This is a genomic window from Pseudomonas sp. Pseusp49 (assembly GCF_059491875.1).
Genome location: NZ_CP168514.1, coordinates 3,316,179 through 3,342,429 on the forward strand (window position 1 = coordinate 3,316,179; position 26,251 = coordinate 3,342,429).

Annotated in this window: 17 protein-coding genes and 3 pseudogenes; 7 read left to right on the plus strand and 13 right to left on the minus strand. The window is 60.9% G+C overall.

The window, feature by feature from the left end; genetic code table 11:
• Positions 1-80: 80 nt before the first annotated feature.
• Together ACEN83_RS14915 and ACEN83_RS14920 are read left to right on the plus strand one after the other, a co-directional pair.
• Positions 81-1,157 carry a WD40/YVTN/BNR-like repeat-containing protein gene (locus ACEN83_RS14915; RefSeq protein WP_495580776.1) on the plus strand — a complete coding sequence of 359 codons (1,077 nt, stop codon included), beginning with the start codon at positions 81-83 and terminating at the stop codon, positions 1,155-1,157.
• Between the two features lie 27 nt (positions 1,158-1,184).
• Positions 1,185-3,629 carry an efflux RND transporter permease subunit gene (locus tag ACEN83_RS14920; RefSeq protein ID WP_495580875.1) on the plus strand — a complete coding sequence of 815 codons (2,445 nt, stop codon included), beginning with the start codon at positions 1,185-1,187 and terminating at the stop codon, positions 3,627-3,629.
• 109 nt (positions 3,630-3,738) lie between these two features.
• Here ACEN83_RS14920 and acs read toward each other — a convergent pair whose 3' ends face one another.
• From acs to ACEN83_RS14965, 9 genes and pseudogenes are all read right to left on the minus strand, one after another.
• Positions 3,739-5,694, minus strand: coding sequence for an acetate--CoA ligase (acs, locus tag ACEN83_RS14925; protein WP_015096507.1), 1,956 nt, complete (start codon positions 5,692-5,694; stop codon positions 3,739-3,741).
• Positions 5,695-5,769: 75 nt separating this feature from the next.
• Positions 5,770-6,483, minus strand: coding sequence for a methyl-accepting chemotaxis protein (locus tag ACEN83_RS14930; RefSeq protein WP_495580876.1), 714 nt, complete (start codon positions 6,481-6,483; stop codon positions 5,770-5,772).
• Between the two features lie 144 nt (positions 6,484-6,627).
• Positions 6,628-7,653 (minus strand): annotated as a pseudogene (locus tag ACEN83_RS14935) (HAMP domain-containing protein); the annotation flags it as partial.
• A gap of 150 nt (positions 7,654-7,803) precedes the next feature.
• On the minus strand, positions 7,804-9,324 hold the full coding sequence (exaC, locus tag ACEN83_RS14940; protein ID WP_495580777.1) for an acetaldehyde dehydrogenase ExaC: 1,521 nt from the start codon (positions 9,322-9,324) through the stop codon (positions 7,804-7,806).
• A gap of 75 nt (positions 9,325-9,399) precedes the next feature.
• A complete protein-coding gene (gene phnX / locus ACEN83_RS14945) occupies positions 9,400-10,227 on the minus strand; it encodes a phosphonoacetaldehyde hydrolase (RefSeq protein ID WP_007970212.1) in 828 nt (275 codons plus the stop codon).
• Between the two features lie 40 nt (positions 10,228-10,267).
• Positions 10,268-11,608, minus strand: coding sequence for an MFS transporter (locus tag ACEN83_RS14950; RefSeq protein ID WP_007970213.1), 1,341 nt, complete (start codon positions 11,606-11,608; stop codon positions 10,268-10,270).
• Positions 11,609-11,880: 272 nt separating this feature from the next.
• Positions 11,881-13,047: a 2-aminoethylphosphonate--pyruvate transaminase gene (locus tag ACEN83_RS14955; protein WP_007970214.1), complete on the minus strand. Its 1,167-nt coding sequence runs from the start codon at positions 13,045-13,047 to the stop codon at positions 11,881-11,883.
• A 253-nt stretch (positions 13,048-13,300) separates the two neighbouring features.
• Positions 13,301-14,692 carry an FAD-dependent oxidoreductase gene (locus ACEN83_RS14960; protein ID WP_007970215.1) on the minus strand — a complete coding sequence of 464 codons (1,392 nt, stop codon included), beginning with the start codon at positions 14,690-14,692 and terminating at the stop codon, positions 13,301-13,303.
• A 46-nt stretch (positions 14,693-14,738) separates the two neighbouring features.
• Entirely contained in the window at positions 14,739-15,089 is a 351-nt protein-coding gene (locus ACEN83_RS14965) for a RidA family protein (RefSeq protein ID WP_495580778.1), read from the minus strand.
• Between the two features lie 122 nt (positions 15,090-15,211).
• On the opposite strand from ACEN83_RS14965, the gene ACEN83_RS14970 reads away from it, so the two are divergent.
• A complete protein-coding gene (locus ACEN83_RS14970) occupies positions 15,212-16,087 on the plus strand; it encodes a LysR substrate-binding domain-containing protein (protein ID WP_495580779.1) in 876 nt (291 codons plus the stop codon).
• Between the two features lie 53 nt (positions 16,088-16,140).
• Here ACEN83_RS14970 and ACEN83_RS14975 read toward each other — a convergent pair whose 3' ends face one another.
• From ACEN83_RS14975 to ACEN83_RS14990, 4 genes are all read right to left on the minus strand, one after another.
• Positions 16,141-18,357, minus strand: a complete 2,217-nt coding sequence (locus ACEN83_RS14975; protein WP_495580780.1) for a DUF3604 domain-containing protein — start codon at positions 18,355-18,357, stop codon at positions 16,141-16,143.
• Between the two features lie 39 nt (positions 18,358-18,396).
• The gene (locus tag ACEN83_RS14980) at positions 18,397-19,395 is read right to left on the minus strand and encodes a HupE/UreJ family protein (RefSeq protein WP_495580781.1); all 999 of its coding nucleotides are present in this window, start codon (positions 19,393-19,395) and stop codon (positions 18,397-18,399) included.
• Positions 19,395-20,303, minus strand: a complete 909-nt coding sequence (locus ACEN83_RS14985) for a peptidyl-prolyl cis-trans isomerase (RefSeq protein WP_495580782.1) — start codon at positions 20,301-20,303, stop codon at positions 19,395-19,397. The genes ACEN83_RS14980 and ACEN83_RS14985 overlap by 1 nt, the downstream gene beginning before the upstream one ends.
• 279 nt (positions 20,304-20,582) lie before the next feature.
• On the minus strand, positions 20,583-21,071 hold the full coding sequence (locus ACEN83_RS14990; protein ID WP_495580783.1) for a class I SAM-dependent DNA methyltransferase: 489 nt from the start codon (positions 21,069-21,071) through the stop codon (positions 20,583-20,585).
• 111 nt (positions 21,072-21,182) lie between these two features.
• On the opposite strand from ACEN83_RS14990, the pseudogene ACEN83_RS14995 reads away from it, so the two are divergent.
• From ACEN83_RS14995 to ACEN83_RS15010, 4 genes and pseudogenes are all read left to right on the plus strand, one after another.
• Positions 21,183-21,323 (plus strand): annotated as a pseudogene (locus tag ACEN83_RS14995) (FAD-binding oxidoreductase); the annotation flags it as partial.
• A 232-nt stretch (positions 21,324-21,555) separates the two neighbouring features.
• Positions 21,556-21,858 carry a putative quinol monooxygenase gene (locus ACEN83_RS15000; protein WP_095966138.1) on the plus strand — a complete coding sequence of 101 codons (303 nt, stop codon included), beginning with the start codon at positions 21,556-21,558 and terminating at the stop codon, positions 21,856-21,858.
• A 459-nt stretch (positions 21,859-22,317) separates the two neighbouring features.
• A pseudogene (locus ACEN83_RS15005) lies at positions 22,318-22,678 on the plus strand (avidin-fold protein).
• A gap of 390 nt (positions 22,679-23,068) precedes the next feature.
• Positions 23,069-25,732: an excinuclease ABC subunit UvrA gene (locus ACEN83_RS15010; protein WP_102674092.1), complete on the plus strand. Its 2,664-nt coding sequence runs from the start codon at positions 23,069-23,071 to the stop codon at positions 25,730-25,732.
• The last annotated feature ends 519 nt before the right edge of the window (positions 25,733-26,251 follow it).

Here is a 26,251-nt window from a genome sequence, read left to right on the forward strand (position 1 = left end):
TGTTTTTGAAGAACAAAGTCAAAAGATCGCAGGCTGCGGCAGCTCCTACAGGGCTGTGGTGTGCACACGAGATAACAATAATGACAATGATCAAGTGGTTCCTTCTCGCTGCCTTGTCGGCGGCCATGGCCGTGCCGTTCACCCGCCCGGTGATCGCCAGTGAATTTGCCGATGTGCTGGAAACGCCAGCGCTGCGCAGCGAGTTGGCGGCGGGTTCCATGGTGACGGGGTTGGCCCGCGCCGGTGAGCGACTGGTCGCCGTGGGCCAGCGCGGGCACATTCTGTATTCCGATGACGCCGGCCAGCATTGGCAGCAGGCCCAGGTGCCGGTCAGTTGCGATCTGCTGGCCGTGCACTTTCCCACGCCGCAACTCGGCTGGGCCGTGGGGCACGATGGCGTGGTCCTGCACAGCAGCGATGGCGGGGAAACCTGGCGCCGGCAGCTGGACGGGCGCCAGGTCGGCCCGATCATGCTCGAGTATTACCAGCGGCAACTCGACAGCCATCCGGATGACGCGGGCCTGCAAGCACGGGTCGGCGACGCGCAACGCATGGTCGAGGAGGGCGCCGACAAACCCTTCCTGGACGTCTGGTTTGAAAACGAGCGAGTCGGCTACATCGTCGGCGCGTTCAACCTGATTTTCCGTACCGACGATGGCGGCCTGCGCTGGACGCCGTTGCTGGAGCACACCGACAACCCGGGAGCGCTGAACCTTTACGCAGTGCGTCCGGTAGGTGACGAGCTGTTCATCGTCGGCGAACAAGGCCTGGTCATGAAGCTGGATCGCGCGAGCGGTCGTTTCAAGGCGCTGTCGACGCCGTACAACGGCAGCTTCTTCGGTGTCACCGGTAAACCCGGTGTCGCGCTGGTGTTCGGCCTGCGCGGCAACGTCTTTCGCAGCACCGATGACGGGGCGAGCTGGAGCAGGATCGACCTCGGCCTGCCGCTGAGCATCACCGCCAGCAGCGTCACCGCCGATGGCCGCATCCTGCTGGTCAGCCAGGCCGGCCACGTGCTGGTCAGCAGCGACGACGGTGCCAGTTTTCAACTGCAGCCCAACACCACACTGGCCCCGGTCGCCGCCGCCCAAGTGGCCAGCGGCGGTTCCCTGGTGCTCGCCGGCACCCGTGGCCTGCGCCAGTTGCCCCTCGAATAAGCCCGGCATTACAAAGAGAACAACATGATGGGTCATTACGAACTCGAAACAATGCCGGTGGTCCGCGAGCTCAAGGGCTTCGATGCCCGCTCCGGTAACGCCCTGGAACGGCTGATCTTCAACAACCGCCTGTGGGTGGTGCTGGCCTGCGTGCTGGTGACGGTTGCGCTGAGCTTCTTCGCGACCACGCGGCTGACGCTCAATGCCAGCTTCGAAAAGATGATCCCGCAGAGCCAGCCCTTCATCAAAAACTACCTGGAAAACCGCCAGGCCCTGCGCGGTCTGGGCAATGCGGTACGGGTAGTGGTGGAGAGCAGCAACGGAGATATTTTCGACCCGCACTATCTGGATGCGTTGAAGGAAATCAACGACGAACTGTTCGTCACACCCGGCGTCGACCGTGCGTGGATGAAGTCGCTGTGGACCCCGGCGGTGCGCTGGACCGAAGTCACCGAGGCCGGCTTCCAGGGCGGCCCGGTGATGCCCGACTCCTACGACGGTTCGGCGCAGAGCGTGCAGCAACTGCGCCAGAACATCGCCCGTTCGGGGATCGTCGGCAGCCTGATCGGCAACAACTTCAAATCGAGCATGATCTTCGTGCCGCTGCTGGAGAAAGACCCGGTCAGCGGGCAGGCCATCGACTACCACCAGTTCTCGAAAACCCTTGAAGAGAAACTGCGCGACAAGTACGAGTTCGAAGGCAGCGTGCGCGTGGCGGGCGAGGAGGGCAAAGGCCCGCTGAAGATCCGCGTGATCGGTTTCGCCAAACTGGTCGGCGACCTGCTCGATGGCCTCATGCAGGTCATGCTGTACTTCGGCGCCGCCGCGCTGATCGCCACCGCCATCATCTTCTACTTCACCCGCTGTGTGCGCAGCACGGCACTGGTGATTCTGTGCTCGGTGATCGCCGTCGTCTGGCAATTGGGGCTGGTCGCACTGTTCGGTTTCGCCCTGGACCCGTTTTCGATCCTGGTGCCGTTCCTGGTGTTCGCCATCGGCGTGTCCCACGGCGCGCAGAAGATGAACGGGATCATGCAGGATGTCGGGCGCGGCACTCATCAATGGGTGGCCGCGCGTTATACCTTCCGCCGCTTGTTCCTTGCCGGGCTTACCGCTTTGCTGGCGGATGCCGTGGGTTTTGCCGTGTTGATGCTGATCGACATTCCTGTGATCCAGGACCTGGCGATCACCGCCAGCATTGGTGTCGCGGTGCTGATCTTCACCAACCTGGTGCTGCTGCCGGTGTTGCTGTCTTACTGGGGCGTCAGTCGCAAGGCCGCCGAACGCAGCTTGCGCGCCGAGAACAAAGAGCAGCGCGGCAAAGGCATGGGCGCACTGTGGAGTTTTCTCGACAGGTTCACAGAGCGTCGCTGGGCCACCGTTGCCGTGACCATCGCAGGCCTGTTGGCCGTGGGCGGGATTGCCGTCAGCCATCATTTGAAGATCGGCGACCTTGATCCCGGTGCGCCGGAACTGCGCGCCGACTCGCGCTACAACCGCGACAACGCCTACATCACCACCAACTATTCGCTGTCCAGCGACCAGTTCGCGATCATGCTCAAGACGCCTGGCGAAGGCTGCCTGAAGTACGAAAGCCTGGTGGAGGCCGATCGGCTGGGCTGGTTGTTGCAGCAGCAACCCGGGGTGCAAACCACCGTGTCGCTGGTCAATGCCGTACGGCAGATCACTGCGGGTTCCTACGAGGGCAACCCCAAGTGGCAGACCATCGCCCGCAACCAGAACGTGCTGAACTACGGCGCGCAGCAGGCCTCGGTCAGCAGTCCGGACCTGTTCAACAACGATTGCTCAATGATGCCGATCGTGGCGTATCTGTCGGACCACAAGGCCGAGACCCTCGACCGTGTGGTGCAAGTGGCGCAAACCTTTGCCCGCGAGCACAGCAACGGCGAGCGCCAGTTCATGCTCGCCGCCGGCAGTGCCGGGATCGAAGCGGCGACCAACATCGTCGTGCGCGAGGCCAACCGGACCATGCTGTTGTACGTGTATGGCGCGGTCATCGTGCTGTGCTTCATCACCTTTCGCAGCTGGCGCGCGGTGGTGGTGGCCGTGGTGCCGTTGATGCTCACGTCGATTCTTTGCGAGGCGCTGATGGTCTGGCTCGGCATGGGGGTGAAAGTGGCCACGCTGCCGGTGATCGCACTCGGCGTAGGGATCGGCGTGGACTACGCGCTGTACCTGCTCAGCGTGCAACTGGCGCAGCAACGTGCCGGGTTGTCGCTGACCGACGCCTACCGCAATGCCGTGGCGTTCACCGGTAAAGTGGTGGCACTGGTCGGCATAACCCTGGCCGCCGGCGTGATCACCTGGGCCTGGTCGCCGATCAAGTTTCAGGCCGACATGGGCATCCTGCTGACGTTCATGTTCATCTGGAACATGGTCGGGGCGTTGATCCTTATTCCTGCGCTTTCGCATTTTCTCTTGAAAAACGTGAAAACCAGTAACCGGACTTAGCGCAGTCCCTGCAGGAGCTGCCGAAGGCTGCGATCTTTTGACTTTTACCCACAAAAAAACCCCGCCAGACGCAATGCCGGGCGGGGCTTTGGATGACGCCGAACGCTACTTAAGCAACATTCATCGTCTTGTGCGTATCAATCAAATGCTGCACCACACTCGGGTCCGCCAGGGTGGAGATATCCCCCAACCCATCATATTCCGCCGTGGCAATCTTGCGCAGAATCCGCCGCATGATCTTGCCCGAACGGGTCTTCGGCAGCCCCGGCGCCCACTGGATCACATCCGGCGAAGCAATCGGCCCGATCTCCTTGCGCACCCAGTTCTTCAGCTCCAGGCGCAGTTGCTCGTTCGGCTCCTCGCCATTTTTCAGCGTGACATACACATAAATGCCCTGTCCCTTGATGTCGTGCGGTACACCGACCACCGCCGCCTCGGCGACTTTCGGGTGCGCGACCATCGCGCTTTCGATCTCGGCGGTGCCCATGCGGTGGCCGGACACGTTGAGCACGTCGTCCACGCGACCGGTGATCCAGTAGTAGCCATCGGCATCGCGACGGGCGCCGTCACCGGTGAAGTACATGCCGCGGAAGGTCTTGAAGTAGGTGTCGACGAAGCGGTCGTGGTCGCCATACAGCGTCCGCGCCTGGCCCGGCCACGAATCGAGAATCACCAGGTTGCCCTCGGCCTCGCCTTCGATGATGTTGCCCAGGTTGTCCACCAGGGCCGGTACCACGCCGAAGAACGGACGCGCCGCCGAGCCTGGCTTGAGGGCATGGGCGCCCGGCAGCGGGCTCATCATGTTGCCGCCGGTTTCGGTCTGCCACCAGGTGTCGACGATCGGGCAACGGGACTTGCCGACGTTCTTGTAGTACCAGTCCCAGGCTTCCGGGTTGATCGGCTCGCCCACCGAACCCAACAGGCGCAGGCTGCTGCCATCGGCGCCTTCAACGGCGGCGGTGCCCGAGGCCATCATGGCGCGGATCGCGGTCGGTGCGGTGTAGAGGATGTTGACCTTGTGTTTGTCGACGATCTTCGCCACCCGGGTGATGTCCGGGTAGTTCGGCACGCCTTCGAACAGCAGGGTGGTCGCGCCGTTGGCCAGCGGGCCGTAGACGATGTAGCTGTGGCCGGTGACCCAGCCGACATCGGCGGTGCACCAGTAGATTTCGCCCGGACGGTAGTCGAACACGCGCTCGTGGGTCATGGCGGCGTACAGCAGGTAGCCGCCGGTGGTGTGCTGCACGCCCTTCGGCTTGCCGGTGGAGCCGGAGGTGTAAAGGATAAACAGCGCCTCTTCGGCGCCCATTTCCTTCGGCGCGCACACGGTGCCGGCCACCTTCATCAGGTCCTCGAACCAGATGTCGCGATGCTGGTTCCACTTGATCTGGCCACCGGTGCGCTTGCACACGATGACTTTCTGGATGCTGCTGGTTTCCGGATTGGTCAGCGCGTCGTCGACGTTGGCCTTGAGCGGGATCTTCTTGCCGGCACGAATGCCTTCGTCGGCGGTGATCACCACTTTGGATTTGCAGTCGATGATGCGACCGGCCAGGGCTTCCGGCGAGAAGCCGCCGAACACCACCGAGTGGATCGCGCCGATCCGGGTACAGGCCAGCATGGCGACCACGGCTTCGGGGATCATCGGCATGTAGATGGTCACCACGTCGCCGCGGTGCACGTCCTGGCCGCGCAGGGCGTTGGCGAACTTGCACACTTGCTCGTGCAGTTCGCGGTAAGTGATGTTGCGGCTTTCGGCCGGGTCATCGCCCTCCCAGATGATCGCGACCTGGTCGCCGCGCTCGGCCAGATGACGGTCGAGGCAGTTGTAGGACACGTTCAGGGTGCCGTCGGCGAACCACTTGATGTCGACATGGTGGTCATCGAAGGAAGTCTGCTTCACCGTGGTGAACGGCTTGATCCAGTCGAGGCGCTTGGCTTGCTCGCGCCAGAAGCCGTCGGGGTTGACGACCGACTGCTGGTACATGGCCTTGTAGGTCGCCTCGTCGGTCAGGGTATTGGCCAGAACCTCGGGACGAACGGGATACAGGGAAGCCGCACTCATCTTTCTTACCTCGGTGGAATAGTTGTTGTGATCTGTTACGGGTTTGCAGCTCAAGCATTCGGGCAAATACAGCATTCAAATCCGGAAGCGACTCAGTAGTTTGTCTTGCTGACCGACGTGCTCCACCATGGCTGAGCATTGGCGAGCCTGCTTGTCCGCGCTGCCGGATACTTCAATACTGATGTCGCGGATATTGGTGGTGTTGCGGTTGATTTCTTCGGTCGTGGCGCTTTGTTCTTCAGCGGCCGCGGCAATCTGCAGGTTCATGTCATTGATGCGGTAAATGGCCTCGCGTATGCGTTCGAGGGTGTCATTGGCGGCGTTGGCATCCCCGGCCGTTTTGCTGGCCGTGTCACGGCTCTGCTGCATGCGTGCCTGGGCGTGTTTTACCCCGGTCTGCAACTGGTCGATCATCTCGCGTATTTCCTGGGTGGATTGCTGGGTGCGCGAGGCCAGGGAGCGCACCTCATCGGCCACGACCGCAAACCCGCGTCCCGATTCGCCGGCACGGGCCGCCTCGATGGCGGCATTGAGGGCGAGCAGATTGGTCTGGTCAGCGATGCTGGTGATGACCGCCACAATCGATTCAATGCGTTGACTGAGGGTGGACAAGTCATTGATCGCATGACCGGTGGCGTCCATTTCCTCGGCCAAGCGCTTGATGGCCCCGGTAGACCGGGAAACCAGAGCGACGCCGTCGGCGGTTTCTTCGTTGGCGGCAATCGCCGCTTCGGCAGCGGTTTGTGCGTTGCGCGCGACATCCTCGGCGGTCGAGGCCATCTCGGTCATGGCGGTGGCCAGTTGATCCAGTTCCTGCAATTGCACCTGTACACGGTTGGCGGCCTGATCCGCTTCCCATGAGGTCGCTGTGGTGCTCTCGCGGACCTGTTGCGAGCTGTTTTTCACGTCGCCGATGAGCGCCTTGAGGTTGTGCAGGAACTGGTTGAACTCCCCGGCGACCAGGGCAATTTCATCATTGCCGACCACTGGCAGTTGGCGGGTCAGGTCGCCTTCACCGCGATTGATGTCTGCCAGCGAGTCCTTCAGTTGTTCCAGCGGCCGCAGCAGTCGCCTGACCAGCAGGCCCAACACCAACAGGCTGAGCAGCACGCCCAGGCCGGTACCGATCACGGCTCGCCAACTCAGGGTATGGGCGGCGGCCATGACGATGTCCTGGTCCAGGACCACGCCGATGTACCAATCCATGCCCTTGAGATCGGAGAGGGGGATGAAGGACACCAGGAGCGACTTCCCGCCGCTGCGCACCTCTTGAAGCTGAGCGTCGAGGGGCAGGGCGCTCCCGGCAAAAAGCTGACTGTAGGGCTTGCCGTTCAGTTCGGCATCCGGGTGGGAAATGATGTTGCCGCTTTTACTGAGCAGGAACGCATAACCGGCCTCGCCGAAATCCAGGGTATTGATGGCATCGGCCACTGTGGTCAGGCGGATGTCGCCGCCAAATACCCCGAGCAACTGTCCCGCGTCGCTGATCCGGGCGACGGCCGAGATCAGGATTTCACCCGTGGTGGAGTCCTTGTAGGGTTCGGTCAGGACGGCTTGGCTGCCGGTCTTTCCAGTCGCGTACCAGGGACGGGTGCGACCGTCATAGTCGGGTTTCGGATTCCACGCTGCCGTGTTCTTGATGGGTTTTCCATCTGACTCAAGGGCGCCGAACACCAGCTTGAATTCGTCTTTCAGAATGGGCGAATCGATGATGCGCTGGGTCGCTTGCACACTGTATTGGCGATCGATCGCCTGGGAGGCCAGGTCCATCAGATGAAGCTTGCCGTTCAGCCAGTTCTCGATCTGCCGTGCCACCGCATTGCTCGATTCGGCAATGCTCGCCTCGACCTGGTGACGCAAAATGCTACGGATCTGCTCTACCTGAACCAGCGATAGAAGACTGGTGGTCACCAACAGCACACAAGCAGCCACAAGGCTCACCTTGTAACGGATTTTCATCGAGGGCTCCAAAGGGGCGATCAAGGGGAGCAGAGCATCCAGCCCTGTAGGAGCTGCCGCAGGCTGCGATCTTTTGAACAGGCAATGGGAGCCACCGACAAGCAAAGATCAAAAGATCGCAGCCTGCGGCAGCTCCTACATTTCCGGGTTTTAGAAGAAGCCCAACGGATTGATGTCGTAGCTCACCAGCAGGTTTTTGGTCTGCTGATAGTGGTCGAGCATCATCTTGTGGGTTTCACGGCCGACGCCGGACTTCTTGTAGCCGCCGAACGCGGCGTGCGCCGGGTACAGGTGGTAGCAGTTGGTCCATACACGACCGGCCTTGATCGCCCGGCCCATGCGGTAGGCGCGGTTGATGTCGCGGGTCCAGAGGCCGGCGCCGAGGCCGAACTCGGTGTCGTTGGCGATGGCCAGGGCTTCGGCTTCGTCCTTGAAGGTGGTGATGCTCACCACCGGGCCAAAGATTTCTTCCTGGAACACGCGCATCTTGTTGGTGCCCTTGAGCAGCGTCGGCTGGATGTAATACCCGCTCGCCAGGTTGCCCTCGAGTTTTTCCACCTTGCCGCCGGTCAACAGTTCGGCACCTTCGCCCTTGGCGATTTCCAGGTACGACAGGATCTTGTCGAATTGCTGCTCGGACGCCTGGGCGCCGACCATGGTGTCGGTGTCCAGCGGGTCGCCGCGTTTGATTTGCAGGACCTTCTTCATCACGACGGCCATGAATTCGTCGTAGATCGACTCCTGCACCAGGGCGCGGGACGGGCAGGTGCAGACTTCGCCCTGGTTGAAGAACGCCAGCACCAGGCCTTCGGCGGCTTTCTCGATGAAGGACGGTTCGGCCTTCATGATGTCTTCGAAGAAGATGTTCGGCGACTTGCCACCCAGCTCCACGGTGGACGGAATGATGTTTTCCGCGGCGCATTTCATGATGTGCGAGCCGACCGGGGTCGAGCCGGTGAAGGCGATCTTGGCGATGCGTTTGCTGGTGGCCAGCGCTTCGCCGGCTTCTTTGCCGAAGCCTTGCACGATGTTCAGCACGCCCGGTGGCAGCAGGTCGCCGATCAGTTCGACCAGCACGGTGATGCCCAGCGGGGTTTGCTCGGCGGGCTTGAGCACGATGCAGTTACCGGCAGCCAGGGCCGGGGCGAGTTTCCACGCGGCCATCAGGATCGGGAAGTTCCACGGAATGATCTGGCCGACCACGCCCAACGGCTCATGGAAGTGATAGGCCGCAGTGTTTTCGTTGATTTCCGCCGAGCTGCCTTCCTGCGCGCGGATGCAACCGGCGTAGTAGCGGAAGTGGTCCACCGCCAGCGGGATGTCGGCGTTCAGTGTTTCACGCACGGCCTTGCCGTTGTCCCAGGTTTCGGTGACGGCCAGCAGTTCGAGGTTCTGCTCGATGCGGTCGGCGATCTTCAGCAGCGCCAGGGAGCGCTCCTGCACCGAGGTCTTGCCCCAGGCGTCGGCAGCGGCGTGGGCAGCGTCCAGGGCCTTGTCGATGTCTTCGGCCGTGGAGCGGGGGAATTCGGCAATCGGTTGGCCATTCACCGGCGAGGTGGTGGTGAAGTACTGGCCATTGACCGGTGCGACGAACTCGCCGCCGATGTAGTTACCGTAGCGGGACTTGAAGGAAACGATGGCACCGGCAGTGCCTGGGTGGGCGTAGTTCATGATCGGGTTCTCCTGTTGTTTTGGGGTGTGACCGCCCACAGGACGGTCACTGTCAGGTGCGCAAGCCGTGCAGAGTCAGGAACCCTGAGGGGTTTCGCCACGAGCCAGGCGTGCATTGATGTCTTCAATGACGGCCGGTAGATCGACGATGGTGTCGATCAGGTAGTGCGGGCGCGAACCTTCGAACATCCTGGTGATGCGGGCGCGCTCTTCGGCCAGCTTGTCCGAAGGCAAGTCCCTGAACTGGTCATAGGTCAGCCCCAGTGCGTTGCCGGAGCAGGTCAATGCGACCGTCCACATGCCGGCACTGCGGCCTTCCAGGATGCCTGGCCAGGTGTCGTCGACCTTGACGCAGGCGGCCACATCGCTGATGCCCAGAGCAATCACGTTGGCCAGGGCCTGGGCCGGGTGCGGGCGGCCATTGGGTACTTCGTCAGTGGCCACGACGTGGTCGGCGACGTAGCCGTTCTTGCGTGCCAGCTCGACGACTTTCTCCATGACCACGGCCGGGTAACCCGAGCACGAGCCGATTTTCAGACCCTTGTCGCGCAAGGCATCGATGGTATCCAGCGCACCTGGAATCAGCGCCGAGTGCAGGGCGATCTTTTCGATCTGCAAGGGCATGAAGCGCTCATAGAGGGCGGTGACATCGTCATCCGTCGGCAGGCGGCCGAAGGCGGCCTGGTAACGTGCGGCGATCTGCGGCTCGTTGCACAACGTGCGGATGTGGTCCCACTTGCCCATGCCCATCGGACCCCGGGCTTCTGCCAGGGAGACCGCTACGCCAAACTCGGCGAAGGCTTCGACAAAAATCTGCGTGGGGGCAAAGGAACCGAAATCAACGACGGTGCCCGCCCAGTCCAGAACCACGGCTTGCAGTTGGGAAGGTTGTTTGTATTGCATGATGATTGCTCCAGGGGAAAGGTGAGTGGGTAGTACGAATTCAAGGCGTGGTGCCGACAATGACCGGTTGTACCGGGGTCGATACCAACAGCGGGTTTTCCAGTGTTTTCGGCCGGCTGTTCCAGAAGGGCACCAGCATCAGGCTGGCCAGGAGTGCGGCGCCGGTGAACACCAGGAACACGGTGATGGTGTCGAAGTAACCCGGCAGCAGGCCGCCAAGGACCGCACCGATCGAACCACAGCCGTTGACGAAGCCCGCGGCGGAGGCCGCCCCGTCCTTGCTGCCGAAGTCGATGGCCGCCGAGCCGCTGATCATCGAGTCCGGCCCGTAAAGCGTCAGGCCCATCATGAACAGCAGGCCGACCACCATGTACAGGCTTCCGCTTTGCATGGCGGGAACGAACAGTCCAAGGCAGACAGTGAGGACCACCAGGCTGAGCACGCAGGCCGGTATGCGACGAGCGCCGAAGTATTTGTCCGATGCGATACCGATGAGGATGGGGCCTACCAGACCTGCCAGTTCAAACGAGGTGGGGACGATGGCGGACGCTACCTTGCCGATCTCGGGCATGCGTTCGTAGATGATCACCGGGCCCCACAGCAGGATGGCGTAGCGGGCGGGCTTGAGCATGAAATAGGCCAGGCCGAGAATCAGCACGGTGCGATTTTTCATCACGGTCCGAATGCCGGCCCACATGCTTTCGCGGGGAACCACGACGTTGCTGACCGGTTCGATCTCGATTTCGACAGCAGGCAGGCCGACGTCTTCCGGACGGTTGCGTTGCAGTAAATAGAACAACACCGCCACCACCAGCACGACAACGGCACTGCTGATGAACGCGATGCGCCAGTCGTGATAGGCCTGATAGGCCCACCAGCCGGCAAACGGCGTGGCCACCAGACCGCCAAAGGCGTACGAGGTGCTCCAGTAACCGAGTACGCGGCCACGCTCACTGGTACTGAAGAAACTCCCGACGTTCTTGCACAGGCCCGACCAACCGGTGGATTGGGCGAGACCCTGGACCAGCATGCAGGAGACGAAGATCGGTAGCGTGGCGTAGGTCCCCATCAGGAGCGCCGCCGCCGCCGAAATGACCAGGCCGCTGAGAACGACCACCCTTGGGCCGAACCGGTCGGAGAAGTTGCCCCACAGGAACTGGCCCACGGCGTAGGCCGTCAGGTACAGGGCGTCGAGGTTGGCCATCATGGCCTTTTCGAGCATGAAGTTCGGGTCTTCGCCGATACCCAGCTTGGCCACGGAGAATGCTTTGCGGGTGAAGTAGAAGGCGGCATACGCCACCCAGGTAATCAGGAAAATCTGCACGCGCCAACGCTGGAGGGATTTCCAGCCGGTGGCGAGGGGGCTTGTCGTGTTGTTCATGGTGTACTGATCCCGTATGTGGTGCCAGACAGCGCAAATTGGTCGGTTTTTGTTTTTGTTTTCGGTGCACAAGTCTGTCCATTCGCACGACATCGACAGATGAACATGCGAATGGCATCAGGCTTTGATTCATGAATTACGCGATCGCTGACTCCTGCCCGGCGCTGCCGAGCGGTACGTCATCGAATCCATGGTTTAAAAAAAGATCCCTGCCCAAAGGCGCTACCCATTGCACCTTCGCTCGAATTGGCAGAGACCTTTAAAGGGGTCGATCAGGCCGCGGGCTTGAACATGTCCACGTCCATGGCGACCAGGCTGTCCGCGATTGCGCGGAGCAACTGGTGGACGATGTATTCGTCGATCTGGCCGATGCAGCCGATGCGGAAACTCTCGGCAACGGTCAACTTGCCGGGGTAGATGATGAACTGACGGGCCTTGAGTTCTTCGTAGAAGCGCGTGAAATCGAAGTTGGGATGTTCAGGGCTGAAGAACGTGGTGATGATCGGCGACAGCCAACGGTCTTCCAGCAGCGTCTTGAAACCCAGTTCGCGCATGCCGGCAACCAGCACGTCGCGGTTGCGGGTGTAGCGCGCCAACCGGCCGTGTACGCCACCTTCGTCGCTGTGCTGCTCCAGTGCCTTGTGGAACGCCACCACACTGTGGGTCGGCGGAGTGAAGCGCCATTGGCCGGTGCGTTCCATGTAGGCCCATTGCTCGAAGAGATCGAGGGACAGCGAGTTGGCGCGGCCTTTGGCGGCCTCCAGCACGGAGCGGCGGATGATCACGAAACCGAAGCCCGGGATACCCTCGATACACTTGTTGGCGGAGGACACCACCACGTCGAAGGCAATTTCATTCACCGTCAGCGGCACGGCACCGAAGGAGCTCATGGCATCGATGATCAGGCTCTTGCCGTGGGCCTTCACGACATCGGCGATTTCACGCAGCGGGTTGAGGATCCCGGAGCTGGTTTCGCAATGGACCACGAAGACGTTGGTGACGTCAGGGTTGGCCTTGAGCAGGGCGTCCACTTCTTCGGGCTGGGGCGGCAGGTAATCGCCCTTGTCCAGGGTAATGAACGCGCGACCGAGGTATTCCAGGGTCTTGGTGGCACGCTGGCCGTAGGCGCCGTTCATCAGCACCAGGGCTTTGCCGTCACGGGGGATGGCGGTGGCCAACGCGGCCTCGACCGAGTAGCTGCCGCTGCCTTGCAGTGGCACGCAGGCGAAGCTGTCATCCTCTACGCCGGCCATGCCCAGCAGTTTCTGGCGAACTTCAGCGGTGACCTGATTGAAGGCACCGTCCCATGATCCCCAGTCGCGCAGCATGGCTTCCTTGGTGGCTTTGGAGGTGGTCAGCGGGCCCGGGGTCAGCAGGTAGGGTTCACCCAGGGCTGGGGTTGCCAGTGGCTGGGTAGTCGGGAATTCGGCTTTGGTCATGATCTTCTCCGGCGGTGTTGTTTTTGTGGGGGAGTGATGCATGGCTTGATAAAAACATCTGGCATAAAATAACTGAAATCGATTTATCACATGTCACAAACAAGCTGAGCTTATAACTGAGGTGGCACGTGGCCTGAGCCAGGAGGGTTCATCAGCAGCAGGCATTCAAAGGCAGCAGAAAGACCCCGCGCGGTGCATGACCGGGCGGGGTTTTCTGTTCGTTAGCGTGAAATTTCGCTTCGGGGCGGGGCGCTTATCCCTTGTCCGCCTTGCCGGCGGCCGCGGCAAATTTCGCCAGGCGCACGTCAAGTCGACGGGGAGGTCGGTTGTGGTCTTCAGCATGCTCCTTGCGGCGAATGGCGTTACGCACCATCAATGAGCCCAGGTAGCGGACCGGCTCCGGCGGAAAATGCCCAAGCGGACCTTGCACCAGCGGCGAGCGCGTCCAGGGGTTGTCCACCCCGAGCACCAGCGACGACAGGATCTGCCCACCCATATGGCACGGACCCACGCCGCTGCCGGAATAGCCGAAACCGTAGAAGACGTTGCCGCTCGCGCCCATGCGGCCGAAGAAAGGCAGGCCGGTGACCGAGCGATCGGAAGGGCCGTTCCAGGTGGCGGCGATACCGACGTCGGCAAAGTCCGGAAAGAACTCCGTCAGCGTGTTGCGCAACAGCCCTGCGTAGGGCGATGGCTGGTCGAACACGGGCAGGATGCGACCGCCGTAGGCAAAGGTGTTGCCCCCTTTGCCGAGCATGATCCGGCCGTCCGGGGTGTTGTGGTAGTAGTGCACGAAAATCCGCGAGTCGAGCACGGTGACCCCGCTGGTCAGGCCGATCCGCTCGAGCAAGTCCGGTCGCGGCTCGGTGATGATCATGTCGCTGGAGACAATGGCCACCGACCGCGAGAACTGTGGAAAGGCGCGGGCCATCCAGGCGTTCATCGCCAGCACGACCCGGTCGCAGGTCACTTTGCCGTTCGGCGTATTGACGCTGGCGGGCATGCCTTCTTCCAGGCCTGTCATCGGCGTGCCCTCGTAAATGCGCACGCCCAGTTCCAGTGCCACCCGGCGCAGCCCACGGACCAGCTTGCCCGGCTGCACACTGGCAGCTGCCGGCGAGAACCAGCCCTCGATGTGCCGGGCCGAGCCGGCCATGCGTTGCACGTCAGGTAGCGCACATTTGGCGAAAGAGTTGATGCCATGGCGCTCCAGCGCCGCGATCACCCCGTCGGTCGAGCCGACCTGGGCGCGGTTGGTCGCCGTGTAGAGCGTGCCGTCGAGACGGTAATCGGCATCCACCGCGTACTTTTCGCAGAAGGTGCCGATGGCGTAGATGCTCTGCTCCGATTCCTTGACCAGGCGTATCGCCTCCTTGACGCCGAACAAGCGCTCCAGGGTGAAGTACTTGGCCGACCATGACAGCGCGCAGCCGCCATTGCGCCCGCTGGCACCGGCACCGCAGATGTCGGCTTCGACGATGACCACGTCCAGCTCGGGATTCTGTTCCTTGAGCATGATGGCGGTCCACAGACCGGTATAGCCGCCGCCGACGATGCAGACGTCGGCGCGGGTGTTCTGTTGCAGCGCAGGGCAGGGCGCAGCGGGTTGATTCTTCAGGGCCTGGTCCAGCCAGTAGGGGCGCATGGGGTCATCTCCGTTGGATCGGTTCGAGGCAGGGTTGAGGACGCAATCAGCCGCATGCGGCGACCACGATCATTTCCACGCGCCAACCGGGGTCGATCAGTTGCGCCAGGGTGCAAGCGCGCGTGGGGGCATGGCCTTCAGGGAAAAACTCGTCCCAGACCCGGTTCAGCCCTTCATAGTCTTCGCGATGGGCGAGCAGGATGCGCACCGAAAGCACCCGCTCGCGGCAGCTGCCGGCACTGAGCAAAAGCTGCTCGATAGCGGCCAGTACCTCGCGGGTCTGCGTCTCGATATCGCCACTGAGATGGGTGGCAACCTGGCCACCGATGTACAGATGGTTGTCGTAGCGAACCATGTCCGAACGGCGTTTTGTTGCAGTGAAACGTTCGATTTCCATAGAGCAATCCTGGTGAGTACGAGGGGAAGCACTTGTGAAAATCATGCTTGCAGTTCACTGCTCATAAATAAAATCGATTTATCGTATGAACGAATAAGTTGAACCTATAGCAAGGTGCACCGATGACGATTTCCCATACTCAACTCAAGGCGTTTCACGCCGTCGCCATGAATGGCAGCTTCACCCGCGCGGCCGAGCAACTCTGCCTGTCGCAACCTGCGGTATCCGACCAGGTGCGCAAGCTCGAGGATTATTACGGTGTGATGGTGTTCTACCGCGACAAGCGCCTGGTGCGCCTGACGGAAGTGGGCGAGCGGCTGTTCGGCCTGACCCAGCGCTTGTTCGATATCAGTGTCGATGCCCACGACATGCTCACGGACTACCGCACCCTGTCGACCGGCACCCTGAACCTTGCCGTGGATGCGCCGGTGCACGTCCTGCCCTATGTCTCACGCTTCTGCAGCCGTTACCCCGGTATCGATGTGAAGATCGAAACCGCCAATACCGATGAGGTCCTTCAGCGGTTGTTCAGTCACCAGGCCGACATCGCCCTGCTGGGGCGCAACATCGAAGACGACCGCTTGATGACACTGCATCTGCGCAGCGATCCCATGCTGGCCTTCGTCGCCCAGGACCATCCATGGGCGCAACGAGAGTCCATCTGCCTGGCCGACCTGCACGACACGCCCATGGTCCTGCGCGAGCAGGGCTCGGTCACGCGCTTGTCCCTGGAGGAGGAGATGGCAGCGGCGGGCCTGCACATCCGCAAGGCCATCGAAGTGGAGGGGCGTGAAGCCGCGCGCGAGGCGGTGGCGATCGGCATGGGCGTCGGGGTCGTCTCGGCCGCCGAACTGGGCTCGGATTCACGGCTTCGCGGCTTGCCGATCGTTGACTGCCGGCGGCATTTCACCGAGACATTGGTGTGCCTGCGCGCGCAGAGCACGCGGCGTATCTTGACGACCTTTTTCGACATGGTTCGAGAAGGCCCGGTCGAGTGAGGTTCAGCGTTCCAGCCATCCCCGGCGCAAGGGATGGCTGTGCGCGAAGGACGCTACTTGACCGCTTCAACCTCATAATTCACATAACCGAACTCGTTGCTGCGAGCCGCCACGTACTTGCCGTTCTGCTCGAACACCGTGGCCTCGAAAGGTGTGCCGCCGAGTGTTGTCACCAGATGCCCGTCCTTGATTTCATACTTGGCCGGTACGCCGAACTGACCGCCATGCAGCATGTTCAGGTATTCCCCCTGTGCGGGCGCCTTGCCATCGACGCTGGCGACCAGGCGTTGGCCGTCGGTGCCATAGACGATTTCGAATGTCTGGCCGGTGACGGTATTGCGCACCTTGATGGTCTTGCCCACCACGAAGGTTTGCAACTGCTCGTTGGTGAGCGCTTTGGCGCCTTCGGTTTTCAGTTGATCGATGGTTTTGCCGGCAGCGACAGTCTTGCTGTCCTCGGCTGTCGGCGTGTACCAGATCGGTGAGGTCCACGCGCGTTCCTGGACGGTGGGCGAGACGTCGGCCGGTGGCGGTACTTGCAGCTTGGCTGCGTCATAGGTGCTCCAGCGCGGTGTCGGGATCTGTAGCGCGCGGGCGTAGTAGAACGCGTGCTGGGCCGGATCGAATTCCGGATCGACCCAGACTTTTTTCAACTCGGTGGCACCGATGGTATTGGTGTAGGTCGCCTTGGAAACATCGACCGTCGAGCCCACCGCAGGGACTTTGCCGGTGACCGGATCCGGTTGGCGATCACCGGCCCAGGCGACGTCGTAGATCTTCTCGAAGGTCTGGCCGTTTTTGGTCCAGCCCTTGATGATCTGGATGCGGTCGAGGTTGCCATCGTCGGCATCCTTGACCGCCCAAACCACGAAGGACGGTGCCTGTTTACCCGGTTTTGCCGGCAAGTCGCCACCCATGGGAACGCCCTTGGCGTAGGCGGCATGCACCCAGTCTTTTTCGTTCCACAGACTGCTGTCGAAGCCCCAGCCACCAAACATGCGCACGGGGATGCGCACGCCGCTGGTGCCGTAGACCTCTTTACGCTTCATCGCATCGAAGATCGATTCACGGGTGTTTTCTTCCGCCCAGACGCCGGCCAGGCCGGAGGTGCTGGTTTGCAAGGCGACCATGCCCGAGTTGTCTTTGCCAGAGAGGCGCGCGGCCGGGGTGCTGTCGGTAAATCCGTGGGAGCCGAAGTTGTTGCTCTGCAAATAGGGAATCACTCCGTTGTGCGAATCGCTGGCACCGACTACGCCCATTTTATAGGGGTTGTACCCACGGGTTTCCTGCATGGCCATGCCATTTTGCCAGGCCTGCCTGATGTAGCTGCCATTGATTTTCGACGTACTGTTGTCGATGCCAAGCAGGAAACTCATGATTTCATAATTGGCAAATTCGTCGGTTGGCGACAGTTCGGGGTGGGTTTCGGAAGTGCCCTTGACCTGGTGGATTTCGGTGAGGGATTCATTGCGCATCCGTGCTTCTGCCCAGGCGGCATCGATGGGCCGGCCACGGTCATCGACGTCCACCGGAAACATCAGGCCGTTGCTGAGGTTGGCGTTGTGGGAGATCGCCAGTATTTCGTTGCCCTTTTTCCGTTGATCGTCCATCCAGCTCCACAAGTCCTCGGGTTTGTTCGAGTCGAGGGCCGTGAAGGGCAGGTCCGGCACCTTCTTCGAGTCGCGGAAAAACACGTTGCGGTGCATGTTCTGATTGTTCGGTGCCGAGGTCCATTCATAGGCGACGAAGGTGGTGAACTTGCCGGGCTTGTAGTACTTGTCGGCGATGGCGATGTTCTGCTGCCAGATGTTGCCGGCCACCTTCGGATCAATCAGTTCCTTGATGGGGTCGTTCAAGCTGCCGGCAATCCATTTGAACACCCGGTTGAAATCCGCCGGCGTCTTGACCATCAGCTTTTGCGCGATGGGCAGTTTGCTGAAATCAGACTTCGGATCGTTGGCCAGGGCGATCACGCCCACGTATTCCGAATGATCGGTCACGCCATGGAAATCCAGCGGTCGGCCTTTGAGCTGCACTTCAAACCCCATCGGGTGCTTGACCGGCATGCCAAGCGAGTATTGGTAGGCTTGCTCGGGATCGACCTGATGGTTGCCGATCAGGTAGGCATCGATCGACCAGGAGCTGTGCGAGTGCGTCTGGCCAAAGTAAACCTCGCGGTCCGGATTGCCCTCTGCCAATGCCAACGAGCTGACAGTGAGCACGGCGCAACCGAGCAGTGACGGCGTGCTGAAGTGTGTAGGGATTTTCATATTCCACGTCTCCGGAATACGGCAGTGACAGGGTGAAGTTCAGGCCCAGAAACTCGAGACTCGTTCGAAAAACCAGAAGGCCGCCAGGGTTCCCAACCCGTAGGCCGCAACCGGTCGGGCATACAGGAGCGCGGACCGTGGCAGCCGACAACGCAGCAACAGCGCTCGCAGGCACAGCACGGCGGCGACGAACAGCAACTGGCCGATCTCGACGCCGACATTGAACGTGAACAGCGCCAGCGGCAGGTCGCGCTGGGGCAAGCCGATCTGCGCCAGCGCACCGGCAAAACCAAAGCCGTGCAACAGGCCAAAACAGAACGCCACCACCCATGGCCATTGGATGGTGAAGCTGACGTCGCCCCGGTTCTTGCGGACGATTTCCACCGCCAGCAACAGGATGCTCAGGGCAATCGTCGCCTCCACAGGTGGACCGGGAAGCCGCACCGCGCCCAATGCGGCGAGCGCCAGGGTAATGGAGTGGGCGAGGGTAAACGCGGTGATGGTCTTCACCAGCATCCAGCCATTACCCACCAGCAGCAGGAGACCGAAGACGAACAGCAAGTGATCGAAGCCCCCCAGAATGTGCTGGACGCCATGGACCAGAAACGCACCGGCCACCGAGAACATTCCCGGTGTGGCAGTGATTTCCATCCAGGGTTGCGCAGGGTGGACGAGGGTGGTGGTCAGGCCGCCGTCCAGGCGCGAGACACGCACCAGCACATCGGTGATGCTCGCTTGCAGGCCGACAAACTCGATGCGCTGCCCGACCAGGCCGGCGGGACCGGCTTCAATGACCCGGCGTTCGATCAACGAGTCGTTCAGTTGGCTTTCCACCGGGTCAACGACAGTGCGCACACCTTCGGCAAACCGCAGCGCAATCGGCAAGCGCATGCCTGACAGCACCGGCGTGCGCCACAGTACGTCATAGCGCCCGGCAGCCGTTTCGTTGAGTTCCAGGTACGCGGGACGTGATTCATGGGCCATGGCGCTCAATGCCATGCACCCGAGCAGCAACAGCAGCCAGACCCTGCGCCTCATCACGGCCGCTCCGTCTGGATAGTGGCAACGTCAGCGGCGGAAGCCGGCATCGTCACCACGACTTCGTAGCGTGCTTTGAGTGCATCGAAATTCGCGCGTTTCGATTCGCTGCGTTGCTCGGACAACCAATCGGACTTGACCTGCTGGGCCACGGTTTCGAAAGCCGGTGCCGGTGGCTTGGCCAGCGTATCGATCCACACCAGATGCCAGCCAAAACCTGATTCCACAGGCCCCACCCAACGTCCCGGCGTTTGCTGGAACAACGAAAGGGCGAACTTTGAACCGAAGACCCGCGCCACTTGATCCTGTGACTGCTCTGTGTAGGCGCTTTTAAACATGAACGCATCGCCTTCAGCGCTGTTCCTGTCAGTCAGCCCTCCCAGCGCGGCCTGAGCCTGGGCCTGTGCATCCGCGCCGCGTTTGTCCAGGGCGAAGAACACATGATGAAAGGTCGCCAGGGGTGGCGGGGCATATTGGTCCTGATGCTGGTTGTACCAGGCCTCCAGTACACCGGGGGCCGGTTCGCGAAGTGAAGCGACATCTTCGGCGAGGAAATCCATTTTTTGCGCCAGTCGGCGGCGAATGATGGTGTCGTCTTTGTCCAGGCCAAGTTTCAGTGCTTCGCGATAGAGGATTTCCTCTTTCACATAGTCATCAATCAGGGCCTGCAACTGTTGCTCCGAGGCGGGGCGTTGCCATCGTGCCAGCCAGGAAATCGCGAGCCGTTGAACAACTTCAGGGGTAATTTCGATGCGTTGCGGATCTTGATTGACCGTTGAAGGGTGCAAACCGCCGTACAGGACGAAGAGTGCAAAACCGGCAACTAAAAAGTGCAGTAACGGCTGGCGCAGGCATCGCTTGATTAACGAAAGTCGAGATTCTTTCGCTTCGCAGACGCTCAAGTTCATGACTTATTGCCCCACGCTATTCTCGAATGGTTTTCGAAACAGAGTGGAGTATTGCTGCTGGGGCGGAACTTTCCACCGAGGTTAATCACGATAAGCACTAGGCATTAGTCGCAATCGGAGTAATCCATTTTTCGGGCCATGGAGGGTGAGGGGGGTGGTAGGAGAGTACTCGCGCTGGTCGAATACGATCAGAGCTCGCAATTATATAACTCAACTAAATGACTGTTTAGTTTAGTTATAAGAATTACTTATATAGCCGAGCAGGGCAAAGGGACGTTTCTAACCGAAAACAGCCAACCAGATCGTATGCCCACCACAAGCCGGATCTTCCGTTATTTGCTCCACGACGCTAAAACCATGGGCATTGAGCAGCGCAACATATTCATCGTGGTCCAGGCTGGCATGATAAAGCGTTTCACCCTCGAAGCTGCCCAACGCAATGCCATGGGCCGTTCCGCTGGTAAACATCAGAGCGGCACCAGGTTGGGCATGGGCCTGGAAAATCGGGAACATTCGACGCTGATCCTCAGGCGTCAGATGAAAGAAACTGTCCCACGCCAGAATGCCAGCGAAACGCTGTTCAAGCGCCAATTGGCGCATGTCGGCAACATGCCAATCGTGCTGGGCAAAACGTTGCCGACACAAGGCGATCATCGCCATGGACGAATCAATGCCAGTCACAGCGTGTCCCGCGCCGATCAAGTAACCAGCGATGGGTTCGGCACAGCCACAGCCGATGTCGAGAACATGACCAGCCGCAACCGGCATGGCCTGGCGAAAACGATCCAGCCAGGATTGTTCCACCAGACGCCGCGAGCGAACACGATCCGCCGTCGTACCATGGGCAGCTCGACAGAATGGAGGTTGATATGGGACGCCTTGGTTGAGGCTGAAGGTATCGCGTCGGGAGAGACTGGAAGTTCATTCGCATGGATCAACACCCAATACGGAGAACCTGACCCCAATGCAGAACTGCACGGAGCTGCAATCAAGGATGCGCCTCGTGCAGAGATGGTGCTGCACTTAACGAATAGTCGAGATCGGTCTTCGGGAAGCTGAACGGTTGTCACGGTAGCCTTTACAAATATTGTCACTGACCGCTTTTCGCCTTTTTCTCACGACTGCGAAAATGACTCGACGCTACCCCTCATCCCGCCACGCTGGAGCTGGCCGGCAAATCGGTGAATATCGCGTTGGGCTTACTGGAAAGAATGGCGCATGATGGCGTAGGCGTAACAACAGGAGGCACGTAATGGTCAAGGTAGCGTTGTTCGTTCGTCTGGAAGCCAAATCCGGGAAAGAGAAAGAGGTAGAGAGCTTTCTCTTGGGTGGCCTTCCAATAGTGGAGGATGAGCCGGCCACTACGGCTTGGTTCGCCATCCGCTTGGGGCCGTCCACCTTTGGCATCTTTGACGCTTTCCCGGATGAAGCAGGCCGGCAGGCTCATCTTTCGGGCAAGGTCGCAGCGGCGCTTATGGCCAAGGCTGCCGAGCTGTTTGCCACACCGCCATCAATTGAGAAGGTTGACGTCCTTGCGGCCAAGCTACCCGGCTAAGCAAGTCCAGCAAGGCGCTCCAACCAATTTCCCTGCCGCCACTTTGCAGCATCAGGGGCGCGGCTGAGTTTGGACGTTTAGCGATGCCAACTGGGATAAAGCCGTGGAGGGGGCTGGCGATCCTGCTGACGCCTGTATCCACACCAGTGTGCAAGCCGAATTGCCCGATGCCCTTTGGTTGGATATGGAGCCGAACGCTGCACCGAAACCCATCAAAGCGCTGACCCCGATATCGCCGGGCGATCACAGCCAGATGTTCAGCAGTTGGCTGTGGCAGGGCACCGGCAGCCTAAATGTTAAACAGTTGCGTTTTATATATATGAAGTGAGCCGTCACATTTTTTTGTACACAGTCTTGAACGACTGCTTTTGGCTAGCGGCCGTTCAGATGGAAGCCCCAACCATCTACGTATAGGCTGTGCGCTTCTGAAATGGATTTCCAGGTGAGGGCAAGTGGCTTATGGAAAGTTCCGAAATTCACGAACGGTTGAACAACCGTCGATTCATCGTCGCCAACAACACCCAAGGGCTATCGGGTAACGGAACGGTATTTCATCATCTCGTCGACGGCGGGGCCATCACAGGCACTTACCACGGCGGCCGGATCCGCATGGGCAGTCAAGTGGGGCGGGTGACGGGCAGCAACACTATCGAGCTTCTTTATCACTGCCTTACCACTGAGGACGAGATCCTTGCTGGCTGGTCGCGCGGCGAGATTGGCCAAGACCATCATGGGCGCACGACGCTTCACTTTGTTTGGGGATGGCTATCCGGTGCGACGGGGGGGGGGCGAGTCTAGTTACGTCGAGCTTGTCGACTAGCTAGCCTATTGCAGAAGCAGCGATTCGCGAACGTCCGCGAAGAGTTGAAAGCAGATATGTCGTCAATTGAGGCAGGTCCATACAAGCTCGAAAGGCCGCAACTGCGGCCGCAAACTCCATTAAACGCTTTACTGGAACCGTTCCGGCTCTATCGGGCTCCGAGCCTGACTTCGGCTTTCAACATCTTCCAGCAACGAATCCACCAGCGCCTGGCAGATCTGCAGCAAATGTTCGGTCGCTGGATTGACAGCGACAGGCGAAAGGTTCCCGGGGCAGAGCAGGGGATTCAACGCGGGCGGCGAACTTTAAACACTGAACTCCGGCAACATGAGCGTTCGACCCACCCGGATCATCAGCACGTTGCCATCACGCACAGCAGGACGGGAACCCATGCCAAACCCTTCATTCGGTGAATCCTCCTGCACCACTGCGGCCAGCGGCCTGGTGGAAGTGCGCGGCGCGCGGGAAAACAATCTCAAAGACGTCGATGTCGCCATTCCACGCAATGCGCTCGTGGTGTTTTCCGGTGTGTCGGGTTCCGGCAAGTCCTCGCTTGCCTTCGGCACGATCTATGCCGAGGCGCAGCGGCGCTACTTCGAGTCGGTTGCCCCCTATGCGCGGCGATTGATCGACCAGGCGGGCGTTCCGGATGTCGATGCGATCGACGGCCTGCCGCCAGCGGTCGCATTGCAGCAACAGCGCGGGGCGAGCAATGCGCGCTCTTCCGTAGGCAGTGTGACCACGCTGTCCAGTTTCATACGCATGATGTATTCGCGTGCCGGCGCGTATCCCGCCCATCAACCGATGTTGTATGCGGAGGACTTTTCGCCAAACACGCCGCAAGGGGCCTGTCCGGCGTGTCATGGCCTGGGCCACGTGTACGAGGTGACGGAGGCGAGCATGGTACCCGATCCGTCGCTGAGCATACGTGATCGGGCCATCGCCGCCTGGCCACCGGCCTGGCATGGTCAGAATCTGCGCGACATCCTGGTCACCATGGGCTACGACGTCGACCGCCCCTGGAAGGATCTGTCCAGAAAAGACCGTGACTGGATCCTGTTCACCGAGGAGACGCCCACGGTACCGGTCTATGCGGGCTTCACACCTGGCCAAACCCGTGACGCACTCAAGCGCAAGCTTGATCCCAGCTACATGGGGACCTTCACCGGCGCGCGACGCTATGTGCTGCACACCTTTGCCAATACCCAGAGCGCATTGATGAGAAAGCGCGTGTCGCGCTACATGGAAGGCAAGCCATGTCCGACCTGCCACGGCAAGCGGCTCAAGGCCGAGGCGCTGTCGGTCACCTTTGCCGGGTTGGACATTGGCGAGTTCATGCAAATGCCGCTGGACCACCTGGCTGCACTGCTTGAGCCCATAGCCCAGGGCGATTTTCGCGCGCACGCCGCCGGGGAGGGCTCCGACCTGTCCGCGACCCGTCGTGATCGATCCGAACGTGCCGCGCACGGTCGTGCGGTGCATGCCGCATCGCCTGACGTGCGCCGGACCTCGGCGCTCTCGGAGGAGAAGCGCCTTGCCGCACAGCGCCTGGTCGGGGGTGTGATGGCGCGACTGCGCCAGCTGCGCGGATTGGGCCTGGGTTACCTCACCCTGGATCGGGCCACCCCGACGCTATCGGCTGGCGAGCTGCAACGCTTGCGCTTGGCCACGCAACTGAGCTCCATGCTGTTTGGCGTGGTGTATGTGCTCGACGAACCCTCAGCAGGCCTGCACCCCTCAGACAGCCAGTCGCTGTACGACGCGCTGGACAAGCTGCGCGATGCCGGCAATTCGGTGTTCGTGGTGGAACACGACCTCGACTTGATGCGCCGCGCGCAATGGCTGGTGGATGTGGGGCCGGATGCGGGAGAGCGGGGCGGCCATGTGCTTTACAGCGGTGTGCCGCAAGGGCTGCGTAAGATTGCCGAGTCGCGCACCGCACGTTATCTGTTCGATGAAATCCCTGCGCCGGCTAGCCGTGGGCGCGAACCCGCCGGCTGGCTGGAGTTGCGAGGTATTCGGCGGCACAACCTGCACGGCGTGGATGCCAACATCCCGCTCGGCGTGCTGACGGCGGTGACCGGCATCTCGGGTTCGGGAAAGTCCAGCCTGGCCGCTCAGGCCTTGCCGGAACTGTTGCTGTTGCACCTGGGGCACGAGCCCGAGGACGATGCGGCTGAAAACGCCAGCAGCGAAGGGCCGGCGATGATCGAAGTCACCGGTGGCCACCTCGCAGGCGATGTGGAGGTGGTCCAGCGCCTGGTCCAGGTCGACCAGAAGCCGATTGGCCGTACGCCACGTTCCAACCTGGCCACCTACACCGGTCTGTTCGATCACGTGCGAAAACTGTTTGCCGCTACGCCGGACGCGCGCCGTCGTCGCTTCGACGCCGGGCGATTTTCCTTCAACGTGTCGAAGGGGCGCTGCGAGACGTGCGAAGGTGAGGGTTTCGTCAGCGTTGAGCTGCTGTTCATGCCCAGCGTCTACGCACCCTGTCCCACGTGCCATGGCGCGCGCTATAACGAGGCCACGCTCGCCGTGCGCTGGAATGGAAGCAACATCGCCGATGTGCTGAACATGACGGTGGAAGAAGCCCAGGACTTCTTTGCGAGCCAGGACGCCATCGCGCGGCCGTTGCAGCTACTGCGGGACATCGGGCTGGGTTATCTGCGCCTTGGGCAGCCCGCCACGGAGTTGTCGGGGGGCGAAGCGCAACGCATCAAGCTCGCCACGGAGCTTCAGCGAAGCCAGCGAGGTCGCAGCCTGTATGTGCTCGACGAGCCGACTACCGGCCTGCACGCGTCGGATGTCGACCGCTTGCTGGTACAACTGCAGCGCCTGATCGATGCTGGCAATACCGTGGTGATGATCGAGCACGACATGCGCGCGGTGGCCCAGGCCGACTGGGTGATCGACGTCGGGCCTGGCGCGGGAGAGGCGGGCGGCCGGATAGTAGCGGTCGGCACGCCCCGGCAGGTAGCGGTCGCGCCAACAAGCCAGACAGCTCCTTTCATGGCTGAGGCGCTCAGGCGCGCGCCACAGTCAGTCGACTGATCGCACAAGGGCGACCTTGTTCTGGTCACGATCGCAAGGTTGGTACGCGTGCTCCGCCTGAGTCGAAAATGGCACTTCACAGTCGGCCGCTACCGACCGATTTTGTTGAAAAAGTCGGTTAAAGATTTCAATCTCACATCTGCTGACGTGCCGATAAATTTCAAATTTCATGTAGACGCACGCACTTCAGTTTTGGCGAAGCGTTTTTACACACTCTGGGCCGATTGCTGCCGATCAATCCGAGCCGGAGTTGACCTGAAACAAGCGCTCTGCGAGCGCTACAAAACTTTAAGTGATTCAGTATTGAAGAATCTGACCGAGGACGGCAGTAGGGGGACTGTGGCGACGTACGCTGGAAAAGACATAATCGATTTGACCAGAGGGTGCTCCTAGGTCGAGCGAGTCGAGAAATCGAAGTCAGCTAAACGGCGGCAATCTGATACGGTTTTTTATGTTGGATCTGAACCTTTTTTTTGTTGGTCGGTGCTCTATAGAGTGCGCGTCCGACGCACTAGTGGA